General features: G+C 67.3%; 21 protein-coding genes and 1 pseudogene. 9 read left to right on the top strand and 13 right to left on the bottom strand.

Features of this window, described 5'->3' with window-relative positions; translation table 11 throughout:
• Positions 1-27: 27 nt before the first annotated feature.
• The 3 genes from IED13_RS29285 to IED13_RS26340 form a co-directional block, all read right to left on the bottom strand.
• The gene (locus tag IED13_RS29285; protein ID WP_191125927.1) at positions 28-1725 is read right to left on the bottom strand and encodes a methyl-accepting chemotaxis protein; all 1698 of its coding nucleotides are present in this window, start codon (positions 1723-1725) and stop codon (positions 28-30) included.
• A gap of 23 nt (positions 1726-1748) precedes the next feature.
• Positions 1749-2012: a hypothetical protein gene (locus IED13_RS26345; protein WP_038359676.1), complete on the bottom strand. Its 264-nt coding sequence runs from the start codon at positions 2010-2012 to the stop codon at positions 1749-1751.
• A gap of 146 nt (positions 2013-2158) precedes the next feature.
• Positions 2159-4093, bottom strand: a complete 1935-nt coding sequence (locus tag IED13_RS26340; protein ID WP_191125926.1) for a propionyl-CoA synthetase — start codon at positions 4091-4093, stop codon at positions 2159-2161.
• Between the two features lie 175 nt (positions 4094-4268).
• Between IED13_RS26340 and IED13_RS26335 the strand changes: the two genes are divergently transcribed.
• Positions 4269-5039, top strand: coding sequence for a sulfite exporter TauE/SafE family protein (locus tag IED13_RS26335; protein ID WP_038359679.1), 771 nt, complete (start codon positions 4269-4271; stop codon positions 5037-5039).
• Here the strand turns inward: IED13_RS26335 and IED13_RS26330 are convergent.
• The gene (locus IED13_RS26330) at positions 4987-5655 is read right to left on the bottom strand and encodes a Pr6Pr family membrane protein (RefSeq protein WP_191125925.1); all 669 of its coding nucleotides are present in this window, start codon (positions 5653-5655) and stop codon (positions 4987-4989) included. The two genes, IED13_RS26335 and IED13_RS26330, sit on opposite strands and share 53 nt — an antisense overlap.
• 159 nt (positions 5656-5814) lie before the next feature.
• Here IED13_RS26330 and IED13_RS26325 point away from each other — a divergent pair, with 159 nt between their 5' ends.
• Complete coding sequence (locus IED13_RS26325; protein ID WP_191125924.1) at positions 5815-7443, top strand: acyl-CoA synthetase; 1629 nt, start codon at positions 5815-5817, stop codon at positions 7441-7443.
• A 42-nt stretch (positions 7444-7485) separates the two neighbouring features.
• On the opposite strand, the gene IED13_RS26320 is transcribed toward IED13_RS26325, so the two are convergent.
• The 3 genes from IED13_RS26320 to IED13_RS26310 all read right to left on the bottom strand — a co-directional run bounded on the left by IED13_RS26320 (position 7486) and on the right by IED13_RS26310 (position 8621).
• Complete coding sequence (locus tag IED13_RS26320; protein WP_248312783.1) at positions 7486-7998, bottom strand: YidB family protein; 513 nt, start codon at positions 7996-7998, stop codon at positions 7486-7488.
• A 32-nt stretch (positions 7999-8030) separates the two neighbouring features.
• Positions 8031-8291: a GlsB/YeaQ/YmgE family stress response membrane protein gene (locus IED13_RS26315; RefSeq protein WP_038359681.1), complete on the bottom strand. Its 261-nt coding sequence runs from the start codon at positions 8289-8291 to the stop codon at positions 8031-8033.
• Positions 8292-8432: 141 nt separating this feature from the next.
• Positions 8433-8621, bottom strand: a complete 189-nt coding sequence (locus IED13_RS26310) for a YdcH family protein (RefSeq protein ID WP_038359682.1) — start codon at positions 8619-8621, stop codon at positions 8433-8435.
• A 229-nt stretch (positions 8622-8850) separates the two neighbouring features.
• Here IED13_RS26310 and IED13_RS26305 point away from each other — a divergent pair, with 229 nt between their 5' ends.
• The 5 genes from IED13_RS26305 (at position 8851) to IED13_RS26285 (ending at position 12272) form a co-directional block, all read left to right on the top strand.
• Positions 8851-9069: a YdcH family protein gene (locus tag IED13_RS26305; protein ID WP_038360360.1), complete on the top strand. Its 219-nt coding sequence runs from the start codon at positions 8851-8853 to the stop codon at positions 9067-9069.
• A gap of 100 nt (positions 9070-9169) precedes the next feature.
• Positions 9170-9670 carry a 5-(carboxyamino)imidazole ribonucleotide mutase gene (purE, locus tag IED13_RS26300; RefSeq protein ID WP_038359683.1) on the top strand — a complete coding sequence of 167 codons (501 nt, stop codon included), beginning with the start codon at positions 9170-9172 and terminating at the stop codon, positions 9668-9670.
• A complete protein-coding gene (locus tag IED13_RS26295) occupies positions 9667-10767 on the top strand; it encodes a 5-(carboxyamino)imidazole ribonucleotide synthase (protein WP_038359684.1) in 1101 nt (366 codons plus the stop codon). Before purE ends, IED13_RS26295 begins: the two co-directional genes overlap by 4 nt.
• Positions 10768-10934: 167 nt before the next feature.
• Positions 10935-11168 carry a 30S ribosomal protein S21 gene (rpsU, locus tag IED13_RS26290; protein ID WP_038359685.1) on the top strand — a complete coding sequence of 78 codons (234 nt, stop codon included), beginning with the start codon at positions 10935-10937 and terminating at the stop codon, positions 11166-11168.
• Positions 11169-11414: 246 nt separating this feature from the next.
• Positions 11415-12272, top strand: a complete 858-nt coding sequence (locus IED13_RS26285) for a tetratricopeptide repeat protein (RefSeq protein WP_248312782.1) — start codon at positions 11415-11417, stop codon at positions 12270-12272.
• Between the two features lie 56 nt (positions 12273-12328).
• Here IED13_RS26285 and IED13_RS26280 read toward each other — a convergent pair whose 3' ends face one another.
• The 5 genes from IED13_RS26280 to IED13_RS26260 form a co-directional block, all read right to left on the bottom strand.
• Entirely contained in the window at positions 12329-13180 is an 852-nt protein-coding gene (locus tag IED13_RS26280; RefSeq protein ID WP_191125923.1) for an alpha/beta hydrolase, read from the bottom strand.
• A gap of 132 nt (positions 13181-13312) precedes the next feature.
• On the bottom strand, positions 13313-14719 hold the full coding sequence (locus tag IED13_RS26275) for an NAD(P)(+) transhydrogenase (Re/Si-specific) subunit beta (protein ID WP_038359687.1): 1407 nt from the start codon (positions 14717-14719) through the stop codon (positions 13313-13315).
• A 3-nt stretch (positions 14720-14722) separates the two neighbouring features.
• Positions 14723-15157, bottom strand: a complete 435-nt coding sequence (locus IED13_RS26270) for an NAD(P) transhydrogenase subunit alpha part 2 (RefSeq protein WP_038359688.1) — start codon at positions 15155-15157, stop codon at positions 14723-14725.
• Positions 15158-15174: 17 nt separating this feature from the next.
• Complete coding sequence (locus tag IED13_RS26265) at positions 15175-16314, bottom strand: Re/Si-specific NAD(P)(+) transhydrogenase subunit alpha (RefSeq protein ID WP_113254496.1); 1140 nt, start codon at positions 16312-16314, stop codon at positions 15175-15177.
• A 36-nt stretch (positions 16315-16350) separates the two neighbouring features.
• The gene (locus IED13_RS26260; protein WP_038359690.1) at positions 16351-16635 is read right to left on the bottom strand and encodes an aa3-type cytochrome c oxidase subunit IV; all 285 of its coding nucleotides are present in this window, start codon (positions 16633-16635) and stop codon (positions 16351-16353) included.
• Between the two features lie 274 nt (positions 16636-16909).
• On the opposite strand from IED13_RS26260, the gene IED13_RS26255 reads away from it, so the two are divergent.
• A complete protein-coding gene (locus IED13_RS26255; protein ID WP_191125922.1) occupies positions 16910-17131 on the top strand; it encodes a hypothetical protein in 222 nt (73 codons plus the stop codon).
• A gap of 11 nt (positions 17132-17142) precedes the next feature.
• Here the strand turns inward: IED13_RS26255 and IED13_RS26250 are convergent, their stop codons facing one another.
• Positions 17143-18504, bottom strand: a complete 1362-nt coding sequence (locus IED13_RS26250; protein WP_191125921.1) for an ABC1 kinase family protein — start codon at positions 18502-18504, stop codon at positions 17143-17145.
• A gap of 310 nt (positions 18505-18814) precedes the next feature.
• On the opposite strand from IED13_RS26250, the pseudogene IED13_RS26245 reads away from it, so the two are divergent.
• Positions 18815-20796, top strand: a pseudogene (locus IED13_RS26245) (hypothetical protein); the annotation flags it as partial.

Raw genomic sequence — 20796 nt, 5'->3', positions numbered from 1 at the left:
GCCGCTCCCCCAGGGACGGCTCGGTGATTATGCCACGCGCCGCTGGCGTTCACGCTCCGGAGTGGATATCGCGGCGCTCCGGAAGCGTTCCGTCTGCCGCGTCAGGGTTTCCGCGGTCGCCACCATGCCGTGCCCGGCAGCGCTGGTACGGGCAGCGGCGAGCGCGCCGTCTTGTGTCAGGGCACCCATCTGCGCCAGCGTCTGCTCGATCGCGCCCACCGCCCGGGTCTGCTCCCGTGTGGAGTCGCTGATTTCCTCGAAGACCCGCGCCACCGTAGCCGCGTCGCCCGAGACGAGGTTCAGGCTTTGCCCAACCTCGCGCACCAATCTCACGCCTTCATCGACCTGCGTCTTGGTCTCGTCGATCAGCAGCCGGACATCCCGTGCCGCATCGGCCGATTGCTGAGCCAGCCGCCGGACCTCGGTGGCGACCACGGCGAAACCGCGCCCGCCCTCGCCGGCGCGTGCCGCCTCGACCGAGGCGTTGAGCGCAAGCAGATTGGTCTGGAAGGCAAGACCGTCCATCACCTCGACGATATCGACGATCCGCCTTGCCTGATCGTCGATCCTGTCGATCGCCGCCACGGCGCTGCCGGCAACGGCCGCGCCTGCATCGGCGCTGTCGGCCGTGCTGCGGGCCTTGCTGGCGGCTGAGGAAACCTTCTCCGCCGTCGCCCGGATCGTCGCGGCAATTCCCTCGATCGCGGTGGACGTGTCTTCCAGAGCCGCGGCCTGACTTTCGCCGCGTTGCGACAGGTCGTCCGTCGCCGACAGGATCGCATCGGCGGCCTGACGCGTATCGGAAGCGCTCTGCGTGACATCAGCCAGCAGGCTGCCCAGCGCCTCGGCCGAGCGGTTGAAATTCACCGCGACCCCGGCCAGCCGCCCCTCGAACCCGGTCGCCATCCGCGCCGTCAGATCGCCCGCCGCCAGCGCCGCCAGCGCCCGGTCCGTCTCGTCGAGAAAGCCTTCGCAGACGCCGGCGAGTTCGTCGACGCCCTGCACGAGCGAGCTCAGCCGGCCGAGATCTGAGGCTTGCGTCGTCCGGACCGAGAAGTCGCCGCGCCGCGCCGCCTCGACCGTCGTTCCGACCGCGGCAAGCAGCCTGGCTTCCACGATGTCGCGCCGCTCGTCGGCAAGCCCGGCCTCGCGCCGCAGGTCATCCTCGCGCTGCTGGTTCGCGATAGCCGTATCCGTCGCCACATCGGCCGTGAACAAGGCCTTTTCGAGCCGCAGCGCCAGCCAGACGAGTGCGCCGGCCTCGGCCAGCAGAATCACGGCATGGGTGACGACGCGCAGGAATTCCGCCCCGTCCGGAAACACCGCCAGCGGATAGATCAGGTTGAGGACGAGATGGTGGACTGCGACCACCGCCGTCGCAGCCAGGATCGCCCGCCAGCAGCACCACGCCGTCGTGACCGCGAGCGCGGCGAAAAAGGCCATGTGCATGTCGATCTGGTAGCGCGTGCCTTCGCAGGCCAGCACCAGCAGGGCGACCTGCCCGCACAGCGCGACCGTCGAGGTGATCCGCGTCGAGAGGCCCGTCCTGTCCTGCGCCCAGGCCAGCGTTCCGCCACCCGCGAGAAGCGCGGAGACCAGAGCGACCGCAACCATGGAATGCCCGTTGAACCAGGCGACGAGGGCGACGATCGGAACGAACCCCCATTGCCCGTACATCAGCGGCGTCGTGAAGGCCTGACGAATGTCATTGAGGCTGCGGCTCACCGGATCCACCCTTCCGTCACGAGTCATGAACGCCCTGTCGAGGCCAGGCAGCCGCCGCGACCGGCGCCGTCCAGGACGAGAAGAGCTCCTGCGAGATAGAGACGCATCGCGAAGCCCGGGCTCTCGGCGCGGGCAACGAATCCGAACGAGCTGAAGCGCGCCAGCACCGTACCGCCGGCATGCGCGATCGCGGCCGCAGCTGCCCGCCCATCGGCTGCGAAGACAATCACCGACGCGTTATCGCGCGGCGCCAGCACCAGCGCGAACGGCGCCAGCGCGACGATCAATGGCAACAAGATCCGGCCAGCTTGCAAAGCAGCCATATTCAGCGCCTGCGGCTATCCCCACCACAGTCGATCTTGCCACCAAACCGTAAATTCAACGTGAAGTTGTATTGCCGTTGCGAAACCTCACGCAACGGCGATGTGCGTGGTCAGCCCAGCCCCCTGCCCTTCAGCACCGCGCCGATCTCGTCGAGCACTCCGACATCCTCGATCGTCGCCGGCACGGCATAATCCTCGCCATCGGCGATCTTCTTCATCGTCGCCCGCAGGATCTTGCCGGAGCGCGTCTTCGGCAGCCGGTTGACCGTCACCGCCAGCTTGAAGGCCGCCACCGGCCCGATCCGCTCGCGCACCAGCGCGACGAGTTCTCGCTCGACCTCCGCCGGCGACTGCGTCACCCCTGCCTTCAGCACCACGAAGCCGCAGGGCTGCTCGCCCTTGAGCGCGTCGCGGATGCCGACGACCGCGCATTCAGCCACGGCCGGATGGGCCGCCAGAACCTCCTCCATGCCGCCGGTCGAGAGCCGGTGGCCGGCGACATTGATGATGTCGTCGGTGCGGCCCATGATGAAGACATAGCCGTCTTCATCGATAAAACCGGCATCCGAGGTGTTGTAATAACCCGGATAGGTCGTGAGATAGGCCTCCCGGAAGCGCGCATCGTCATTCCATAGCGTCGGCAGCGCGCCCGGCGGCAGCGGCAGCTTCAGCACGATCGCGCCCATCTTGCCCGCCTCGACCGGCCGGCCGCCTTCGTCGAGGCACTGCACGTCCCAGCCCGGCAGCGGCACGGTCGGCGAGCCGTGCTTGATCGGCAGCAGGCCCAGGCCCATCGGGTCGCCGACGATCGGCGAGCCGCTTTCCGTCTGCCACCAATGGTCGATCACCGGCACCTTCAGCAGCGCCTCGGCCCATTTCAGCGTCTCGGGATCGGCCCGTTCGCCGGCGAGGAACAGCGCCCTGAAGCGAGAGAGATCGTGCCCGGCGAGGTACTTGCCTTCCGGGTCCTCCTTGCGGATGGCGCGGAAAGCCGTCGGCGCCGTGAACAGCACCTTCACGCCATGCTCGGCGATCACCCGCCAGAAGGCGCCGGGATCGGGCGTGCCGACCGGCTTGCCTTCATAGAGCACGCTGGTCGCGCCCTGGATCAGCGGCGCATAGACGATATAGCCATGGCCGACGACCCAGCCGACATCGGAGGCGCAGAACATCACCTCGCCCGGCCCGACATCGAAAAGCTGGTCCATCGTCGCCTTGAGCACGACCATGTGGCCGCCATTGTCGCGGACCACGCCCTTGGGCCGGCCGGTCGTGCCGGAGGTGTAGAGGATGTAGAGCGGGTCGGTCGCGGCGACCTCGACGCAATCGGCCTTGCGCCCGGTGGCCTTCGCGGCCGCGACCAGCATGCGCCAGTTCTTGTCGCGCGCCGCATGCATCGAGGCCTCGGCCTGCGGCCGCTGCAGGATCACACAAGCCTGCGGCTTGTGCCGGGCCATTGCGATCGCGCCGTCGAGCAGCGGCTTGTATTCGACCACCCGCGTCGGCTCGATGCCGCAGGTTGCGCTCAGGATCACCTTGGGCTCGGCATCGTCGATGCGCGTCGCCAGTTCCTTGGCAGCGAAGCCGCCGAACACCACCGAATGCACGGCGCCGATCCGCGCGCAGGCGAGCATGGCGAAGGCCGCCTCCGGCACCATCGGCATATAGATCAGGACGCGGTCGCCCTTGCCGACGCCAAGGTCCTGCAGCACGGCGGCGAGCGTCGCGACCTCGTCGAGCATCTCGGCATAGGTGTATTTCGCCTTCGTTCCGGTGACGGGACTGTCATGGATCAGCGCGACCTGTTGCCCGCGCCCGTCGCGCACATGCCGGTCGAGCGCGTTGAAGCAGGTGTTGCAGGTCGCGTCCGGGAACCAGCGGCCATAGATGCCGGCAGCGGCGTCGAACGCCTGCCGCGGCGGCTTGATCCAGTCGATCCCCTTGGCGATGTCGAGCCAATAGGCATCGGGGTCGGCCTGCCAGCTTGCATAGGTTTCGCGATAGCTTTGCGCCGGGCGGGCGGGCGCCGCATGGGAGCCATTCATGGGAAGCGTTCCTCTGCGCCGGGTTTCATCCTAAAGCCCCGTGGCGAGCCGGCGTTGGCGGGGCTGGTTTTGCGCGGAATCCTGCGCACTCCCCTCAGCCAGTGCAAGCGCGCTGCTTTAAGACTTTCGCCCACCCCATTCCGAACCTCTCGGCCCTGCGGCGCAGCATTCCTCCATGCCCTTCGATCTCGTCTTCTTCGCCGCCATGGTGCCGGCCGTCATCCTGACCGGGCTGGCGAAAGGCGGCTTTTCCGGGATCGGCCTCTTGTCCCTGCCGCTGATGGCGCTGGTCGTCTCGCCGGTGACGGCCGCCGCGATCATGCTGCCGCTGCTGATCGCGCAGGATGTGGTCTCGGTCTGGTCCTACCGGCGCGAATTCGATCGCCGCAATCTGGCGACGCTGGCGCCCGGCGCGCTCCTGGGCATCCTCATGGGTTATCTGCTGGCGGCGAAGGTCTCGGACGCAGCCGTCGTCCTGGCGGTCGGGCTGATCTCGGTCGGCTTCGCGCTGCGCCGCATGCTGAGCGACGGCAAGAAGCCGACTGTCGCGACGCAGGCGAGCTGGGGCGCGGGCAGCTTCTGGGGTTTCTTCTGCGGGTTCACCAGCATGGTCGCCCATGCCGGCGGCCCGCCCTTCCAGATCTACGCCATGCCGCAGAAGCTGCCGCCCGCCGTCTTCGTCGGCACCGGCGCGATCTTCTTCGCCGCGATGAACTGGGTGAAGATCATTCCCTATATCGCGCTCGGGCAGTTCAGCGCCGCAAACCTCATCGCCTCCGCCGCGCTGCTGCCCTTCGCCATCGCCGCGACCTTCGCCGGGGTCTGGCTGGTCCGTCGCGTCCCAGCCGAGCGCTTCTACGGCATCATCTACTGGCTGCTGGTCGTGGTGGGGCTCAAGCTCGTCTTCGATGGGCTCGGCGGCCTGGGTCTGCGCTTGTGGGGGTGAGCGCCCGGCCCCGCGTCAGAAGGCGATCGAGCGCGACGAAGGCGAAGCCGACCAGCAGGAACAGCAGCATCATGCCGAGCGCGTTCGCGGCCATCCGGCCATAGCCGAGCCTCGCCACGTCGATGAACGGATAGGGGTAGAAGCCCGAAGCCGCGCCACGTGCCAGCACCCAGGCGAGATAGAGCCCGGGATAGGCGAGCCAGCCGAGCGGCATCGCCCAGCGCAGCCTGCCCTTGGCCGCGAAGGCCAGCCAGAAGGCGAGATAGAGCAGCGGCATGGCATAGTGCAGCGCCACATCCACCCACCATTGCAGGCCGGTCGGCGCCCATGTGTGGCGCAGGATGGCGACATAGATCAGGCCGACAACGGCGATATAGCCGGCTGTCGCCGCCTGCACTGCGGGCCGGCCGAGGATGCCGCGACCGGGAGCGAGCACGGCCCGCGTCAGGACGAGCGCGACCAGCATGTTGGTCAGGATCGTGAAGAAGCTGAAATAACGCAGCACCATCTCGCCGGCAGGCAGCCCCCGCGCGCTGCCGTTGACCACGCTCAGGTAGAACTGGAGCGCCAGCGCCACCCAGCCGGTCATCCCCGCCAGGGCAGCAAAGACCCGCATCGTCTCTCTCCAGACCGGTTCCATGGCATCGTGGCGAGAAGCCTTCCGCACCGCAAGCCCGCCGCCATCGACGATTGCGCCGCATCGGCAAAAGGGATGGATTACGGTTGAGCCGGCGAGCGGCTAATCCTGCGGCGACACGACGGCGGAAGGCCCAAGATGAAGACCACGCCCTATGACACCGATCTCGACCGCAACCCGGCCAATCACCAGCCGCTGACGCCGCTCACCTTCCTCGAGCGCGCCGCCGCGATCTTCCCCAGCCACACCGCGATCGTCCACGGCCCGCTCACCCGCTCCTATGCCGAGTTCTATGCTCGCTCCCGCCGCCTCGCCTCGGCGCTGGCGAAACACGGCATCGGCAAGAACGACACGGTCGCAGCGATGCTGCCGAACACGCCCGCCATGCTCGAATGCCATTACGGCGTGCCGATGGCCGGTGCCGTGCTCAACACGCTCAACACCAGGCTCGATGCCGCCATCATCGCCTTCTCGCTCGACCATGGCGAAGCGAAGGTGCTGATCACCGACCGCGAGTTCTCCGGCACGATCCGGGAGGCGCTGGCGCTCTGCAAGGCGAAGCCGCTCGTCATCGACTATGACGACCCGGTCTATGACGGGCCGGGCGAGCGCCTCGGCAGCGTCGACTACGAGGATTTCGTCGCCTCCGGCGATCCCGAATTCGCGTGGCGGATGCCGGACGATGAATGGGACGCGATCGCGCTGAACTACACCTCCGGCACCACCGGCGACCCCAAGGGCGTGGTCTATCACCATCGCGGCGCCAATCTGCTGGCCACCTCCAACGTCATCACCGGCAATCTCGGCCGCCATCCGGTCTATCTCTGGACGCTGCCGATGTTCCACTGCAACGGCTGGTGCTTCCCCTGGACGATCTCGATCGTCGCCGGCACCCATGTCTGCCTGCGCCAGGTCCGGGCCAAGGCGATGTATGACGCGCTCGCCGACCATGGCGTGACCCATCTCTGCGGCGCGCCGATCGTGATGTCGACGCTGCTCAACGCCCCGGAAGAGGAGCGCCGCGACTTCCCGCAGACCGTTTCCTTCTTCACCGCCGCCGCCCCGCCGCCCGAAGCGGTGCTCGCCGGCATGAAGCAGGCCGGCTTCGAGGTCACCCATCTCTACGGGCTGACCGAGTGCTATGGCCCGGCCGTGGTCAATGAGTGGAACGACGACTGGGACACGCTCCCGCCGGCCGAGCAGGCCGCGAAGAAAGCCCGCCAGGGCGTGCGTTATCCCGCATTGGAGGGGCTCGACGTGCTCGACCCCGACACGATGCAGCCCGTCCCGCGCGACGGCCAGACGCTCGGCGAGGTGATGATGCGCGGCAACGTCGTGATGAAGGGCTATTTGAAGAACCCGAGATCGACCGGCGCCGCCTTTGCTGGCGGCTGGTTCCACACCGGCGACCTCGGCGTGCGCTATCCCGACGGCTACATCCAGCTCAAGGACCGCTCCAAGGACATCATCATCTCCGGCGGCGAGAACATCTCCTCGATCGAGGTCGAGGATGCGCTCTACAAGCATCCGGCCGTGCAGGCCGCCGCGGTCGTCGCCCGGCCTGACGAGAAATGGGGCGAGACGCCGTGCGCCTTCATCGAGCTCAAGCCGGGCAAGCCGGCGACCGAAGCGGAGCTGATCGCCTGGTGCAAGCAGCATCTGGCCTCGTTCAAATGCCCGAGGACCGTGATCTTCACCGAGATCCCCAAGACCTCGACCGGCAAGATCCAGAAATTCCGCCTGCGCGAAATGGCGCGGGCCCTCTAGCCCGCGCCACTGCCATGGCGATGTCTCTTACGTCCGGAGCGTTCAGCCCCTGGCGCTGCCGAGATTGCCGCCCGGCGTATAGCGATCGACCGCATCGGGCAGGACTTTCGAGAGCCGGGCCAGCAGGTCCTCGCGCGAGAGGCCGGTCTGCTTGGCGATGGCGTCGAGCACCTCCGGCCCCAGCGCCTGCTCGAGATCGCCCGGCGCGACATCCTGGTTGGGGCCCGTCCCGACCCAGGAATTGGCCTTGTCGCCCTGCCCGGATTGGTTGAAGCGGTCGACCAGTTCGCCAAGGCCGCTGTTCAGGATCGCTCCGGCGCCGCCAGCGCCGAGCAAGCCGCCCAGGCTACCGAGAAGGCCACCGCCAGCCTGCTGCTGACCGGGCGCGGCCCCCGCCTGCCCTGGGGCCGCCGGAGCGGCGCCCTGCCCGCCGCCCATCTTGTTGCTGATCCACTCCGAGATCTGGTCGCGATGCTGGTAGCCCGCGACGGCGAGCAGCCCAAGCAGGGCCGTCATCGACGGAAAACCGCTGCTGGTCCCGTTGTCATTGCTCATGGCAGGAACTCCTTTTCTGGACTCGATCAGGATCAGACAGAACCGCGGCGGCCATTGATCATCGCCCAAACCAACAGGACGATGACGGCGCCGATCACCGCGCCGACCAGCCCTGCCCCCTGCCCCGGCGCATACCAGCCGAGCGATTGACCGAGATAGGTCGCCACGAAGGCGCCGACGATGCCGAGGATTGTTGTCAGAATGAAGCCGGACGGCTCGTTCGAGCCCGGCGTGATGAATTTGGCGATGATCCCGGCGACAAAGCCGATGATGATGGTCCAGATAATGCCCATGCTATCCCTCCCATGTTGAAACGCCACGCTTCAACATGCGACATCCCGGGAAGGTTCCATAGCGCAAAAAAGAACCGGCCCTTTCGGGCCGGTTCGAGTCCGCATCCATGTAACGCCCCGCGGGCGAAGCGGAATGTCGTCTCAGTGCAGGGTTCGCCCCGGCATGGTCAGCCTTACGCGTTCGATCTCATCCTTCAGTTGCAACTTCTTCCGCTTGAGCTCGGCCACGCTGAGGTCGCTGGAGGAAGGGCTCGCCACGGCTCGGGCGATCGCGTCCTCGAGTTGGCGATGCTTGCGCTCGAGTTCGACAAGACGGGTCTGCAACGACATCTGGGATCCTCCTGATGAACAGTTGACGTACCAATCTGACAGAAAGCCGGCTTCACGTCTGCCCTGCACTGTCACACGGCATTCATGAGATTCTGTGATCAACTCCGGCTCCCTTCCCGGAAGCCGTGAATAGAAGGCTCCCGGAGGCTTGGGCAGCGACACGCGCTCTTGCGAGGCGCATCGCGGCGAAGGCATAGTCGCGGCCAAGTGCGGCGATGATGAGATGGCCATGGGATTCGAGCTCAGCCCGGAAGAGGTCGAGACCTTCACCGCGGAGCTGGCGCGGCTGCGCGAGGAGCACCGCGATCTCGACAGCGCCATCGACGCGCTGGAGCGGGTCGGCGCGATCAACCAGATCCAGGTGCAGCGGCTGAAGAAGCGGAAGCTCTACCTGAAGGACCGCATTTCGCAGATCGAGGATGCGCTGACGCCCGACATCATCGCCTGAGCACGGCGATTCGATGGGCGCCAGACCCGATTCGCCCTTGCTTATCGGGCGCCGGGCAGTCTAGATCGCGCGCTTCCCAAGGCGAAGCCCGAGCGCATCCATGGCCAAGACCAGCCCACCCGTCGCCATCATCATGGGCAGCCAGTCCGACTGGGCGACGATGCGTCATGCTGCCGAAGCGCTCGACGCCCTCGCCATCCCCTATGACGCCCGCATCGTCTCGGCCCATCGCACGCCGGACCGGCTGTTTTCCTTCGCCAAGGGCGCCAAGGCCGAAGGCTTCAAGGTGGTGATCGCCGGTGCCGGTGGCGCCGCCCATCTGCCGGGGATGACCGCCTCGCTGACGCCGCTGCCGGTCTTCGGCGTCCCGGTCGAATCCAAGGCGCTTTCGGGGCAGGACAGCCTGCTCTCCATCGTGCAGATGCCCGCCGGCATCCCGGTCGGCACCCTCGCCATCGGCCGTGCCGGCGCGGTCAATGCCGCACTCCTGGCGGCCGCCGTGCTCGCGCTCTCGGACGAGGCCCTGGCGGAACGTCTCGAGGCCTATCGCGCCCGCCAGAGCGCCGGCATCGCCGAGCGCCCGAATCGGGACGAGGCATGAGCGCGCCTGTTCCGACCGGCCTCGCGCCGGGCGCCATGCTCGGCATCCTCGGCGGCGGCCAGCTCGCCCGGATGATGGCGCTCGCCGCCGCCGATCTCGGCATACGCTGCCATGTCTTCGCGCCGGAGGCGGACAGCCCGGCCTTCGACGTGGCCACCCGCCATACCGTCGCCGATTATGACGACGAGGCGGCCCTCGCCAACTTCGCCGACGCCGTCGACGTCGTGACCTATGAATTCGAGAACGTGCCGGCGGCGACCGCCGCCTTCCTCGCCGCGCGCACGCCGCTGCATCCCGGAGCCCGCGCGCTTGCCGTGACGCAGGACCGGCTGAGCGAGAAGAGCTTCGTCGCCGATCTAGGCCTCGCGGTCGCGCCGTTCCGCGCCGTCGATTCGCTGGCCGATCTCGAGGCCGCCGTCGCCGCGCTCGGCCGCCCCTCGATCCTGAAGACACGCCGCTTCGGCTATGACGGCAAGGGGCAGGTCAAGATCGCTCCCGGCACCGACCTCGCCGAGGCCTATGAGGCGATCGGCCGCTTTCCCGCGATCCTCGAAGGTTTCGTGCCCTTCGAGCGCGAGGTCTCGGTCGTCGCCGCGCGCGGGCTCGACGGCGCCTTCGCCGCCTTCGACGTCTGCGAGAACGAGCATCGCGACCATATCCTCGCCTTCACCCGCGTGCCGGCGAAGCTCGGCAGGACAGCCTCCGACGCCGCCATCGATGCGGCGCGTCGGATCGGCGAGGCGCTCGGCTATGTCGGCGTCTTCGCCGTCGAGATGTTCGTGCTGGAGGATGGCGGCACCGAGCGCGTCATCGTCAACGAAATCGCCCCGCGCGTGCATAATTCCGGGCACTGGACCAGCGAGGGCGCCGAGACCTCGCAGTTCCATCAGCATGTCCGCGCCGTCTGCGGCTTTCCGCTCGGCTCCGCCGCACTGCGCGGCCGCGTCGAGATGGAGAACCTGATCGGCGACGCCGCTTTGCGCTGGCGTGAGATCCTCGCCGAGCCCGGCGCGCATCTGCATCTCTACGGCAAGCGCGACGCTCGTCCGGGCCGCAAGATGGGCCATGTCACCCGGGTTTTGTCCGAGCGCGGCTGAGCGCTCGCCCCGATCCGGCGAAAAAGCGTGCCACGGCTGCATTTTCGCGGCATCGCGCCGTGGACAGCCAAATCGAATTCTGTTATCCGCACGAACCTTCGAGCGATCCGCATGCGGCATCGCCGGCCCGTATTTTTGGATCAACCCGCTAAGGACGGACGTTTCACGTGCAGGTTCTCGTTCGCGACAACAATGTCGACCAGGCTCTCCGCGCCCTCAAGAAGAAGATGCAGCGCGAAGGCATTTTCCGCGAGATGAAGCTCCGCGGTCATTACGAGAAGCCTTCCGAGAAGAAGGCGCGCGAGAAGGCCGAGGCCGTCCGCCGCGCCCGCAAGCTGGTCCGCAAGAAGCTGCAGCGCGAAGGCCTCCTGCCCGCGCCGGTGAAGCCGAAGCGCCCCTGAGCCTGGCCAAGCCGCCTTGTGCGGCGCTGGGCGGGTCCGAGAATGACAGGCGCCTGGAGTCCGCTCCGGGCGCTCTTGTTTTTTGCCGGAGTTAACCAAGTTTTGGCGGGTTTGGGGCGTCTTGTCTGACGAGGCGCTGTTCGGCTGGGGAGCGCGATCACGCCGCAAGGAGCCCGGGCCTGAGGCTTGGGACTCAGCGGCAGACGAAGCACGAGACCGATGAGGCCGAGATCGATGAGGCGAAGCATGATCCGAGGCAGTTATTGGCTGGCGGCCGCTGGCATGGCGGTGGCTCTGGCCGGATGCGACAGCGTATCCGGTCTCTCCTCCCAGCCAGCCGTGGCCGTGCTCGACACCAGCGACAACGCTGATGCCAGCGTCAATATCGGCTCGCTGAGCGAGGTCATCAGCCGCAACCAGAACGATCCCGGCGCCTACAACACCCGCGGCGCCGCCTACGCCCGCATCGGCCGCTTCTCGGACGCGATCGGCGATTTCACCAAGGCGGTCCAGCTCGATCCGAACCTCGCCTCGGCTTATACGAATCGCGGCCTGGCCCTGCGCCAGAGCGGTCGCAACGATGCGGCCATGGCCGATTTCAACAAGGCCACCACCGTCAACCCCAATTACGGGCCGGCCTATGTCGCCCGCGCCAATCTGCTGCGCCAGCAAGGCAACCTGCAGCAGGCGCTCAGCGACCTCAACACCGCGATCCGGCTGAACCCGGAATCGCCCGAAGCCTTCCATTCGCGCGGCCTCGTCTATCAGAAGGAAGGCCAGCACCAGCACGCCGTCACCGATTTCGACTCGGTGATCGACCGCAACCCCTACACCGCCCCGCCCTATGTGGCGCGCGGCCAGAGCCTGAACGCGCTCGGCAAATACGATGCCGCGCTGGAGGACTTCACCGCAGCCCTCAATGTCGACAACCGCAACGCCGATGCCTGGGCCGGCCGTGGCTTCGCCCAGGAGAAGCTCGGCCAGAGATCCGAAGCACAGCAGGCCTATCAGCGCGCGCTCAGCCTAGACGGCAACAATGCCCAGGCCCGCGCCGGCCAGTCCCGCCTCGGCGGCGGTGGCGGCGGCGGTCTCTTCAGGAGCTGAGCGCGGGCGAAGCCCTGTGAAGATCGAGGCCGCCGGATCGGATCCGGCGGCCTTTGTCATGGTACGGTCCGGACCTGCGCACCGCTGAATTGCCCCTGCCCGACATCCGCCAGAAAGCGCCGCACTTCCGGGATCGCGCCATGCTCCGGCAGGTCCGCATGCCGGCCCTCCGGGAAGCGCAGGAAGCGCTTGGGCGGCTTTGCGAGATCGTAGAGCGCCTGCCCCTGGGCGATGGGAATGACGCCGTCGCGCTCGCCATGCATGACCAGCAGCGGTGCGTTGATCTCCTCGATGACCGTGTCCGAGCGGAAAGGGTCTCGCATGAAGGGACCGAGCGGCAGATAGGGATAGCGCGCCTCGGCCACCGCCAGTGCCGAAAGATAGGGTGCCTCCAGCACCACCGCCTTGAGCGGCCTCTCGGCCGCGAGCTTCAGCACCACGCCGGTTCCCAGCGACTCGCCATAGCCCACCAGCCGGTCGGCCCCGTAGCGCTGCACCGCCGCCGCATAGGCGGCCCGGGCATCCTGCTGCAGGCCTTCCTCGCTCGGGCTGCCGGTCGAGCCGCCATAGCCGCGATAGCTGATCGCGAAAAGACCGGTCCCGTCCGCGGTCAGCGCCCTCAGCCTCTCTGCACGGCCCCGCCCGCCGAGATTGCCGGCATTGCCCTGGAAATAGAGCAGCACCGGCTTGTCGCCCCGCGGCGCCACCGCCCAGGCGACGAGCCGCTCGCCATCGGCGGTCGTCACCGACACCTCCTCGGCCGCCGGAAGTCCCGCCGAGGCGATATCCGCCTTCGCCGGATTGAGCGGGAAGACCAGGTCGCGCTGGTAGGCATAAAGCAGGCCGAGCGTGGCGAGATAGGCCGCCAGCGCCAGCAGCAGCACAATCCTGGTCAGGCGCAGAAGCATCGGGCGGGGGTCATCCGGAAAGCGAAAGGGGCCGGCGATCAAGCCGGCCCATTGCAGCATTCCGATGACGGCGCGCGGGTTTGGTCTCGAACAGCCCTCATCGCAAAAGCGGCGCCCGCTTTTGCGGGGTGTTCAGTGCGCCAGCGCCTTGACGATCTCGTCGGTGACCTTCTTGGCGTCGCCGAACAGCATCATGGTGTTGGGCTTGAAGAACAGCTCGTTCTCGACGCCCGCATAGCCGGAGCCCATGCCGCGCTTGATGAACAGCACCGTCTTGGCCTTCTCGACGTCGAGGATCGGCATGCCGTAGATCGGCGATTGCGGATCGGTCTTCGCCGCCGGGTTGGTGACGTCGTTGGCGCCGATCACGAAGGCGACGTCGGCCTGGCCGAATTCCGAGTTGATGTCCTCGAGCTCGAAGACCTCGTCATAGGGCACATTGGCCTCGGCCAGCAGCACGTTCATATGGCCGGGCATGCGGCCCGCGACCGGATGGATCGCGTATTTGACCTCGACGCCTTCCTTCTTGAGCGTGTCCGCCATCTCGCGCAGAGCGTGCTGCGCCTGCGCCACCGCCATGCCGTAGCCCGGCACGATGATGACCTTGGCGGCGTTCTTCATGATGTAGGCGGCATCGTCCGGCGAGCCCTGCTTCACCGGCCGCGCCTCGACCGCGCCGGCTGCGCCGGCCGCGGCCGTCTCGCCGCCGAAGCCGCCGAGGATGACCGAGATGAAGGAGCGGTTCATGCCCTTGCACATGATGTAGGACAGGATCGCGCCGGACGACCCGACCAGCGCGCCGGTGATGATCAGCGCCATGTTGCCGAGCGTGAAGCCGATGCCGGCGGCGGCCCAGCCGGAATAGGAGTTCAGCATGGACACGACGACCGGCATGTCCGCACCGCCGATCGGCACGATCAGCAGCACGCCGAGCACCAGCGAGACCAGCACGATCAGCCAGAAGACGCCGTGGCTCTCGGTCTTGATGAAGATCGCCAGCAGGACGACAAGTGCGATGGCGAGGCCGATATTGATGCCATGGCGCTGCGGCAGCATGATCGGCTTGCCGCTCATGCGCCCGTCGAGCTTGAGGAAGGCGATGATCGAGCCGGTGAAGGTGACCGCGCCGATCGCGACGCCGAGCGCCATCTCGAACAGGCTCGAGCCGTGGATCGAGCCGACATGGCCGATGCCGAAGGCCTCCGGCGCATAGAGCGCCGCAGCCGCCACCAGCACGGCGGCGAGACCGACCAGCGAGTGGAAGAAGGCGACGAGCTGCGGCATCTGCGTCATCTGCACGCGCTTGGCCATGAAGGCGCCGATGCCGCCGCCGATGGCGATGCCGAGGATGACGAGCAGCCAGCCCGAGAAGCCCGATGGCGGGAAGAACACCACCGTCGTCAGGATGGCGAGCCCCATGCCGATCATGCCGTAGCGGTTGCCCTGGCGGGAGCTGGTCGGATGCGACAGGCCCCGCAGGGCCATGATGAACAGGACGCCGGAAACGACGTAGAGCAGGGCTGAGAGGTTGGCGGCCATGCGTCAGCCCTTCTTCTTGTACATCGCGAGCATGCGCTCGGTGACGAGGAAGCCGCCGAAGATGTTCACCGAGGCGAGCACGAGGGCGACGAAGCCGAAGATCTTGGCCCAGATCGGCCCGTCGCCGAGCGCCGGAAGAGCCTCGACGCCGACGGCGAGCAGCGCGCCGACGACGATGACCGAGGAGATCGCGTTGGTGACGGACATCAGCGGCGTGTGCAGCGCCGGCGTCACCGACCAGACGACGTAGTAGCCGACGAAGACGGCGAGCACGAAGATGGCGAGGCGGAAGATCGTCGGATCGACGCCGCCGGTGGCGATGCTGGCCGCTGCCGCCGCCTGGTCGGCATAGCGCTCGGCGAGCTCGGCCGCCTGCCTGGCCAGCGCCGCGGCGTTGCGGGCGCTTTCGATGGCCTGTTCGGGAGAGGGATTTGCCATGGTCGGAATTCCTTCGCTCAGGCCTTCGGCGCGAAATTCGGATGGATGACGGCGCCGTCCTTCGTCAGGGCGGTCGCCTTCACCAGCTCGTCGTCCCAGTTCACTGCGAGCTTCTTCTCGGCCTTGTCGATCAGCGTCTCGACGAAGGCATAGAGGTTCTTGGCGTAGAGCGCCGAAGAGGTTGCGGCGAGCCGGCCCGGCACGTTGAGATGGCCGACGATCTTGACGCCGTTCGGCGTGACGACGACTTCGCCGGGCTTGGCCAGCTCGCAATTGCCGCCGCGCTCGACGGCGAGATCGACGATCACGGAGCCGGGCTTCATGCTCTCGACCATCGCCGCCGAGATCAGCTTCGGCGCCGGGCGGCCCGGGATCAGCGCGGTGGTGATGACGATGTCCTGCTTGGCGATGTGGCTGGCGGTCAATTCCGCCTGCTTGGCCTGGTATTCCTTGGACATCTCCTTGGCGTAGCCGCCGGCCGTCTGCGCCTGCTTGAACTCCTCGTCCTCGACGGCGAGGAACTTGGCGCCGAGCGACTCGACCTGCTCCTTGGTCGCGGGGCGCACATCGGTCGCGGTCACGATGGCGCCGAGGCGCCGCGCCGTCGCGATCGCCTGCAGGCCGGCGACGCCGACGCCCATCACGAAGATCTTCGCGGCCGGCACGGTGCCCGCCGCCGTCATCATCATCGGCAGCGCGCGGCCGTATTCGGCGGCGCCGTCGATCACGGCGCGGTAGCCGGCGAGGTTGGCCTGCGAGGAGAGCACGTCCATCACCTGCGCACGGGTGATGCGCGGCATGAATTCCATGGCGAAGGCGGCGACATTGGCCTTGGCCAGCGCCTCGACCTGTGCCTCGTTGCCGTAAGGGTCCATCGTCGCGATGACGAGCGCGCCCGCCGGCAGCCCGGCGATCTCGCTTTCGCCCGGACGACGCACCTTCAGCACGATATTCGCCCCGGCAAGCGCCTCCGCCGCCGTCTTCGCAATCGTCGCGCCCGCCGCCTCGTAATCGGCATCGAGGATGCCGGAGGCTTTGCCGGCGCCGGTCTCGACGACGATCTCGGCGCCGAGGCCCTTGAACTTGCGGACGGTTTCCGGCGTCGCGGCGACGCGGGTCTCCGCCCCTTGCGTTTCGGCTGGGACAGCAATGCGCATGGCGGGGCAGGCCTTTCCGGCGTTACGGGAAGCGGATCAGTAGAGGAGCAGCGCGAGCAGCATCAGCACGAGCGCCACGAGCGGCGCGCGCCAGGAGATCTTCTCCGAGGCGATGCCGACGCCGGTTCCGATCACCGTGAGGAGCGTGCCAACAAGAGCGGTACCCCAGGCGTGCTTGGTGCCGCCAACCGCGAGCACCGCGACGATGGCGAGGCAGGCCACCGTGCCAACTTCGGCCATGTGCACGAAGCCGCCATAAGTGCGCTCATGCTCGGGATAGTCCATCGCGGGAATGTCGGCGTGATGGGCGTGGTCGGCCATGGTCTCGATCCTGAAAAAGACACAGTCTCTCTAGCCTGTAGCGCACCCGTGACGGACGGGCAACGCGGCAGCGTTACGCGCTGGTGAAATGAACCGCGCCCTCGCGGCCTTCTGTCCAGTTTCGGTGAAAATACGAAACTTAAATCGATTTAACAACGCCATCCATGCGCAGTTCACAACCTGCGTGCGACCGCGATTAACGCCATTTCGGCGACGGCGAGGACGACTCCTCCGGATTCGGCTAAATTCTCGCAATCGAAGGGAGGCGCTTTTCGTGGACGACCCGCGCAAGGATACCGAAGGGGATGATCCCTTCGCGCTCGACCCTGCCCTGCGCGAGAGGGCCAGGCGCTGGTTCGCCGAGGCGCGCGAGCAGACCAAGCGCGACGAGGAGGACATCGCGGCCTGGCGCCGCACCTCCGGCGGCGGCGACGGAGGAAGCGGAGGCTTCGGCGACGACAGCGGCGGCGGCGATTGCGGCCGTGGTGGCGACTGAGCCGCGCGAGCCTAGGGCTTCAACCCGACCTCGACCAACGCTGCGTGCTGCCGCTCGGCGACGCCCTCCACCGTGAACCCCTCGATCTCCGCCTCGAACAGCTGGTGGAAATTCAATTCGGCGTCGAGATGCAGGAAGACGCCGCCGAGCCCGATCGCGGCCCGGTCCATGAAGACGAATTCGCGCGGCACCGTCACCGGCCCACGCTTCTTCAGCGCCTGATGCACCTGGAAGGCCTGCTTGCGGCCGTATTCGGCGGGGCTGACATCCTCCGCGATGCGCCGGACGCGGTCCTCCAGCAACGGCCCGTAAATGAAGCGCGCCCAGATGTTGAGCGTGTCGACCAAGTCCTTGGTCAGCCCCTTGAAGCCCCAGGTCTCATAGGCATGGACGACGCGGGCATCATCGCCCTGCTGCAGGCCGCGATAGAGGTCGACCACGCCACCGACGAATGAAGGCGGGAAGATGCGGATGCAGCCATAGTCGAGCAGGTTGATGCCCTGCGGCTCGCCGCCCTCCGAGAACACCGTGTAGTTCCCGAGATGCGGGTCGCCATGGATGACGCCGTGATGGCTGAAGGGCCGCCACCAGGCCTTGAACATCGCGGTCGAGATGCGGTCGCGCACCGCCTGCCCGTCCTGCTTGTGCGAGAGGATCGGACTGCCGTCGAGCCAGTGCATGGTCAGCAGCCGCCGGGTCGAGAGCGCCGGCTCCAGAGCCGGCACGCGCACTTGCGGCGTCTCCGCCAGGATCGCCTGATAGAGCGCGACATGCCTGGCTTCGCGCTTGTAATCGAGCTCCTCGCGGACGCGGGCGCCGATCTCCTTGGCGATCTCGCTGGTGTCGATCACCGCGCCCATGCGCCGGTGCAGCGAGAACAGCACCTCGAGCTGGGCGATATCGGCCTCCACCGCCGATTCCATGTCGGGATATTGCAGCTTGCAGGCGAGCGGAGTGCCTTCCAGCGTCGTCGCGCGATGCACCTGCCCCAGTGAAGCGGCCGCAGCCGGCTTCAGGTCGAATTCGTCGAAGCGCTCGCGCCAATTGGCGCCGAGCTCGGCCATCATCCGGCGCTTGACGAAGGCTGCGCCCATCGGCGGCGCCTGCGACTGCAGCTTCTGCAATTCGGCGGCATATTCCGGCGGCACCACATCGGGAATGGTGGCGACGAGCTGCGCCACCTTCATGATCGGGCCCTTCAGCCCGCCCAGCGCCTTGGCCAGCGCCTCGGCATTGGAGGCGTCGCGCCCCTCGACGCCGAAGAGCCTGGCGCCCGCGATCCGCGCCGCCACCCCGCCGACATTCGCGCCCACCCGGGCATAGCGTGCCGCGCGGGCGGAGAATCGGTTGGCTTCGCTATCGCGTTCGGACATCGGTCTCTCGGGTTCGGCTCGATCCACAACAGCCATCTAGGGATCGCCACCGCCGCGACCAAGCCCACCACGCCTTTTAACTTTTTGGAGACGGTTGCCACCGAAGCACGACGCTGATGCTCGCGCTTTGGTTGCTTGCGAGCGATTCGCACTGCATCTTGCGTGCAGGATCAGCAGATGTGAGGCGAGCATGCGGCGATGCTCTGGCACCGAACGGTCTGGACAAGTCCAGACGCGTGATGCGCGGCTGAGGAAGCGGCGTTTCCGGCTTCCGTTCTTGGAAAGCAGCCCCATCGCACTGGCGGCCGGCATGAGCAGCCTCCTCGCGGCGCTGCCTGTTCAGGCGCAATGCTTGCCGGACCCACCCGGCGCGGGCGCGACGGTCACCTGTTCGGGCACCGACCCTGACGGATTCGCAGCGCCTGCAGGCGTGCCGGTCACCGTTAACGTCAACCCCAGCGCGACGATCCAGCAGGCCCCGAGCGGCCAGGCGCTGACATTCGGGACCAACACCTTCGGGAACACGCTGAACAACAACGGCTCCATCGTCGCGACGGGCAATGGTGCCGGAGCTTTCACCGGCCTGAGCTTTTCCTCGGGAGCTGGTGCGGGAAGCAATCTCTTCAATAATTTGGGCACGATATCCGCGACGAACACCGGAGCAGGTGCCGCGACCGGCATCGCGATCCTGCAGGGCAATGCGGCCTCGACGATCCGGATCGTCAACAATGCCGGCGCCACGATCGCCGGCACGGCGGCAGGCGGCGCTGGCGCGGGCATCAGCCAGACCTTCGCGGCGGGCGCCGCGGCGCGGGCGCTGGTGATCGACAACAGCGGCATCATCCAGGGAACGACCGACGGCATCGCAGCCGGCACAGGCGCCGCCGGCGCGGCACAGACCATCGCCATCACCAACGGCGTCGGCGGCAGCGCCGCCCAGATCAATGGCGGCACGGGAGCTGCGCTCAACTTCGCCGGGAACGGTGTCTACACCGTCACCAATCTGGCCAGCGGAACCATCAACGGCGCGATCCTCAGCTCTGGCAATGACAGGCTCACGATCGACAACGCCGGAACCATCAACGGCAATGTCAGCCAGGGCAACAATAACGACACCTTCATCATGCGCGGCGGCACCCTGAACGGGAATCTCGACCAGGGCAGCGGCCTTGGCGACGGCGTCGACACCTTCATCATGACCGGCGGCACGATCAACGGCTCGGTCGATCAGGGCGGCGAGCTCGACTTCGCGACGATTTCCGGAGGCGTCATCACCGGTGGCCTGAACGAGGGTGACTTCGTGACGATCACCGGCGGCCAGATCGGCTCGATCAACATGACGCTCGCCAACAACGTCGTGACCATGTCGGGCGGAGCGGTCATCGGCAACATCCTGGCAGCGCAGAACAACGACACGCTCAACCTCTCGGGCGGCTCGATCGGCGGTTTCGTCAATTTCGGCAACGGCAACAACGTCTTCAACGTCAGCGGCGGCACCGTCGCCGGCGCGCTCATCAGCGGCAACGGCAGCGACATCGTCAACTGGAACGGCGGCGGCGTGCTGTCCTCGGGCTTCCAGCTCGGCGCCGGCAACGACACCGCCATCTTCACCAACCTGACGGACGCCAATCTGGTGCCGACGGCCGTGATCGACGGCGGCACCGGGACCGACCGTCTGACCTGGGTGAACACAAGCGCCACGGGCGTCGCCCGCTTCATCAACTGGGAGCTGATCGAGCTGACGAACAACTCCCGCCTGACCTTCGCCAGCACGCTCACGCTCGGCGACGCGGGCACGGGAACGGGAACGCTGACGGTGGACGCGACCAGCACGGTCTTCGCCGGCAATGGCAGCCACGCCATCGTGCCGTTCACGGCCGGGCAGCTCGCGACCGTGACCAATGCCGGCCTGATCGATCTCACCAACGGGCCCGCAGCGGCGACGGACAGCCTCACCATCCTCGGCAACTATACCGGCCAGAACGGCAGGCTCAGCCTTCAGACCGTCCTTGGCGACAGCGCCTCCCCCTCCGACCGGCTGATCATCTCCAACGGCACGGCCAATGGGAGCACGGCCATTGGCGTCGTCAATCTGGGCGGCCCTGGCGCCCCGACGCTCGGCAACGGCATCGAGGTCGTCAGCGCCGTCAACGGCGCGACGACGAGCACCGGAGCGTTCTCCCAGGCCGGCCCGATCGCCGCCGGCGCCTTCGAATATATTCTCTATCGCGGCGGCGTGACGCCGGGCAGCGCGGATAACTGGTATTTGCGCTCCACCGCCCCACCCGTGAC

It is taken from the genome of Allobosea spartocytisi, from assembly GCF_014764685.1.
GTDB lineage: Bacteria > Pseudomonadota > Alphaproteobacteria > Rhizobiales > Beijerinckiaceae > Allobosea > Allobosea spartocytisi.
The sequence above is the reverse complement of the archived record's forward strand: the minus strand, read 5'-3'. Positions and strand labels throughout refer to the sequence as shown.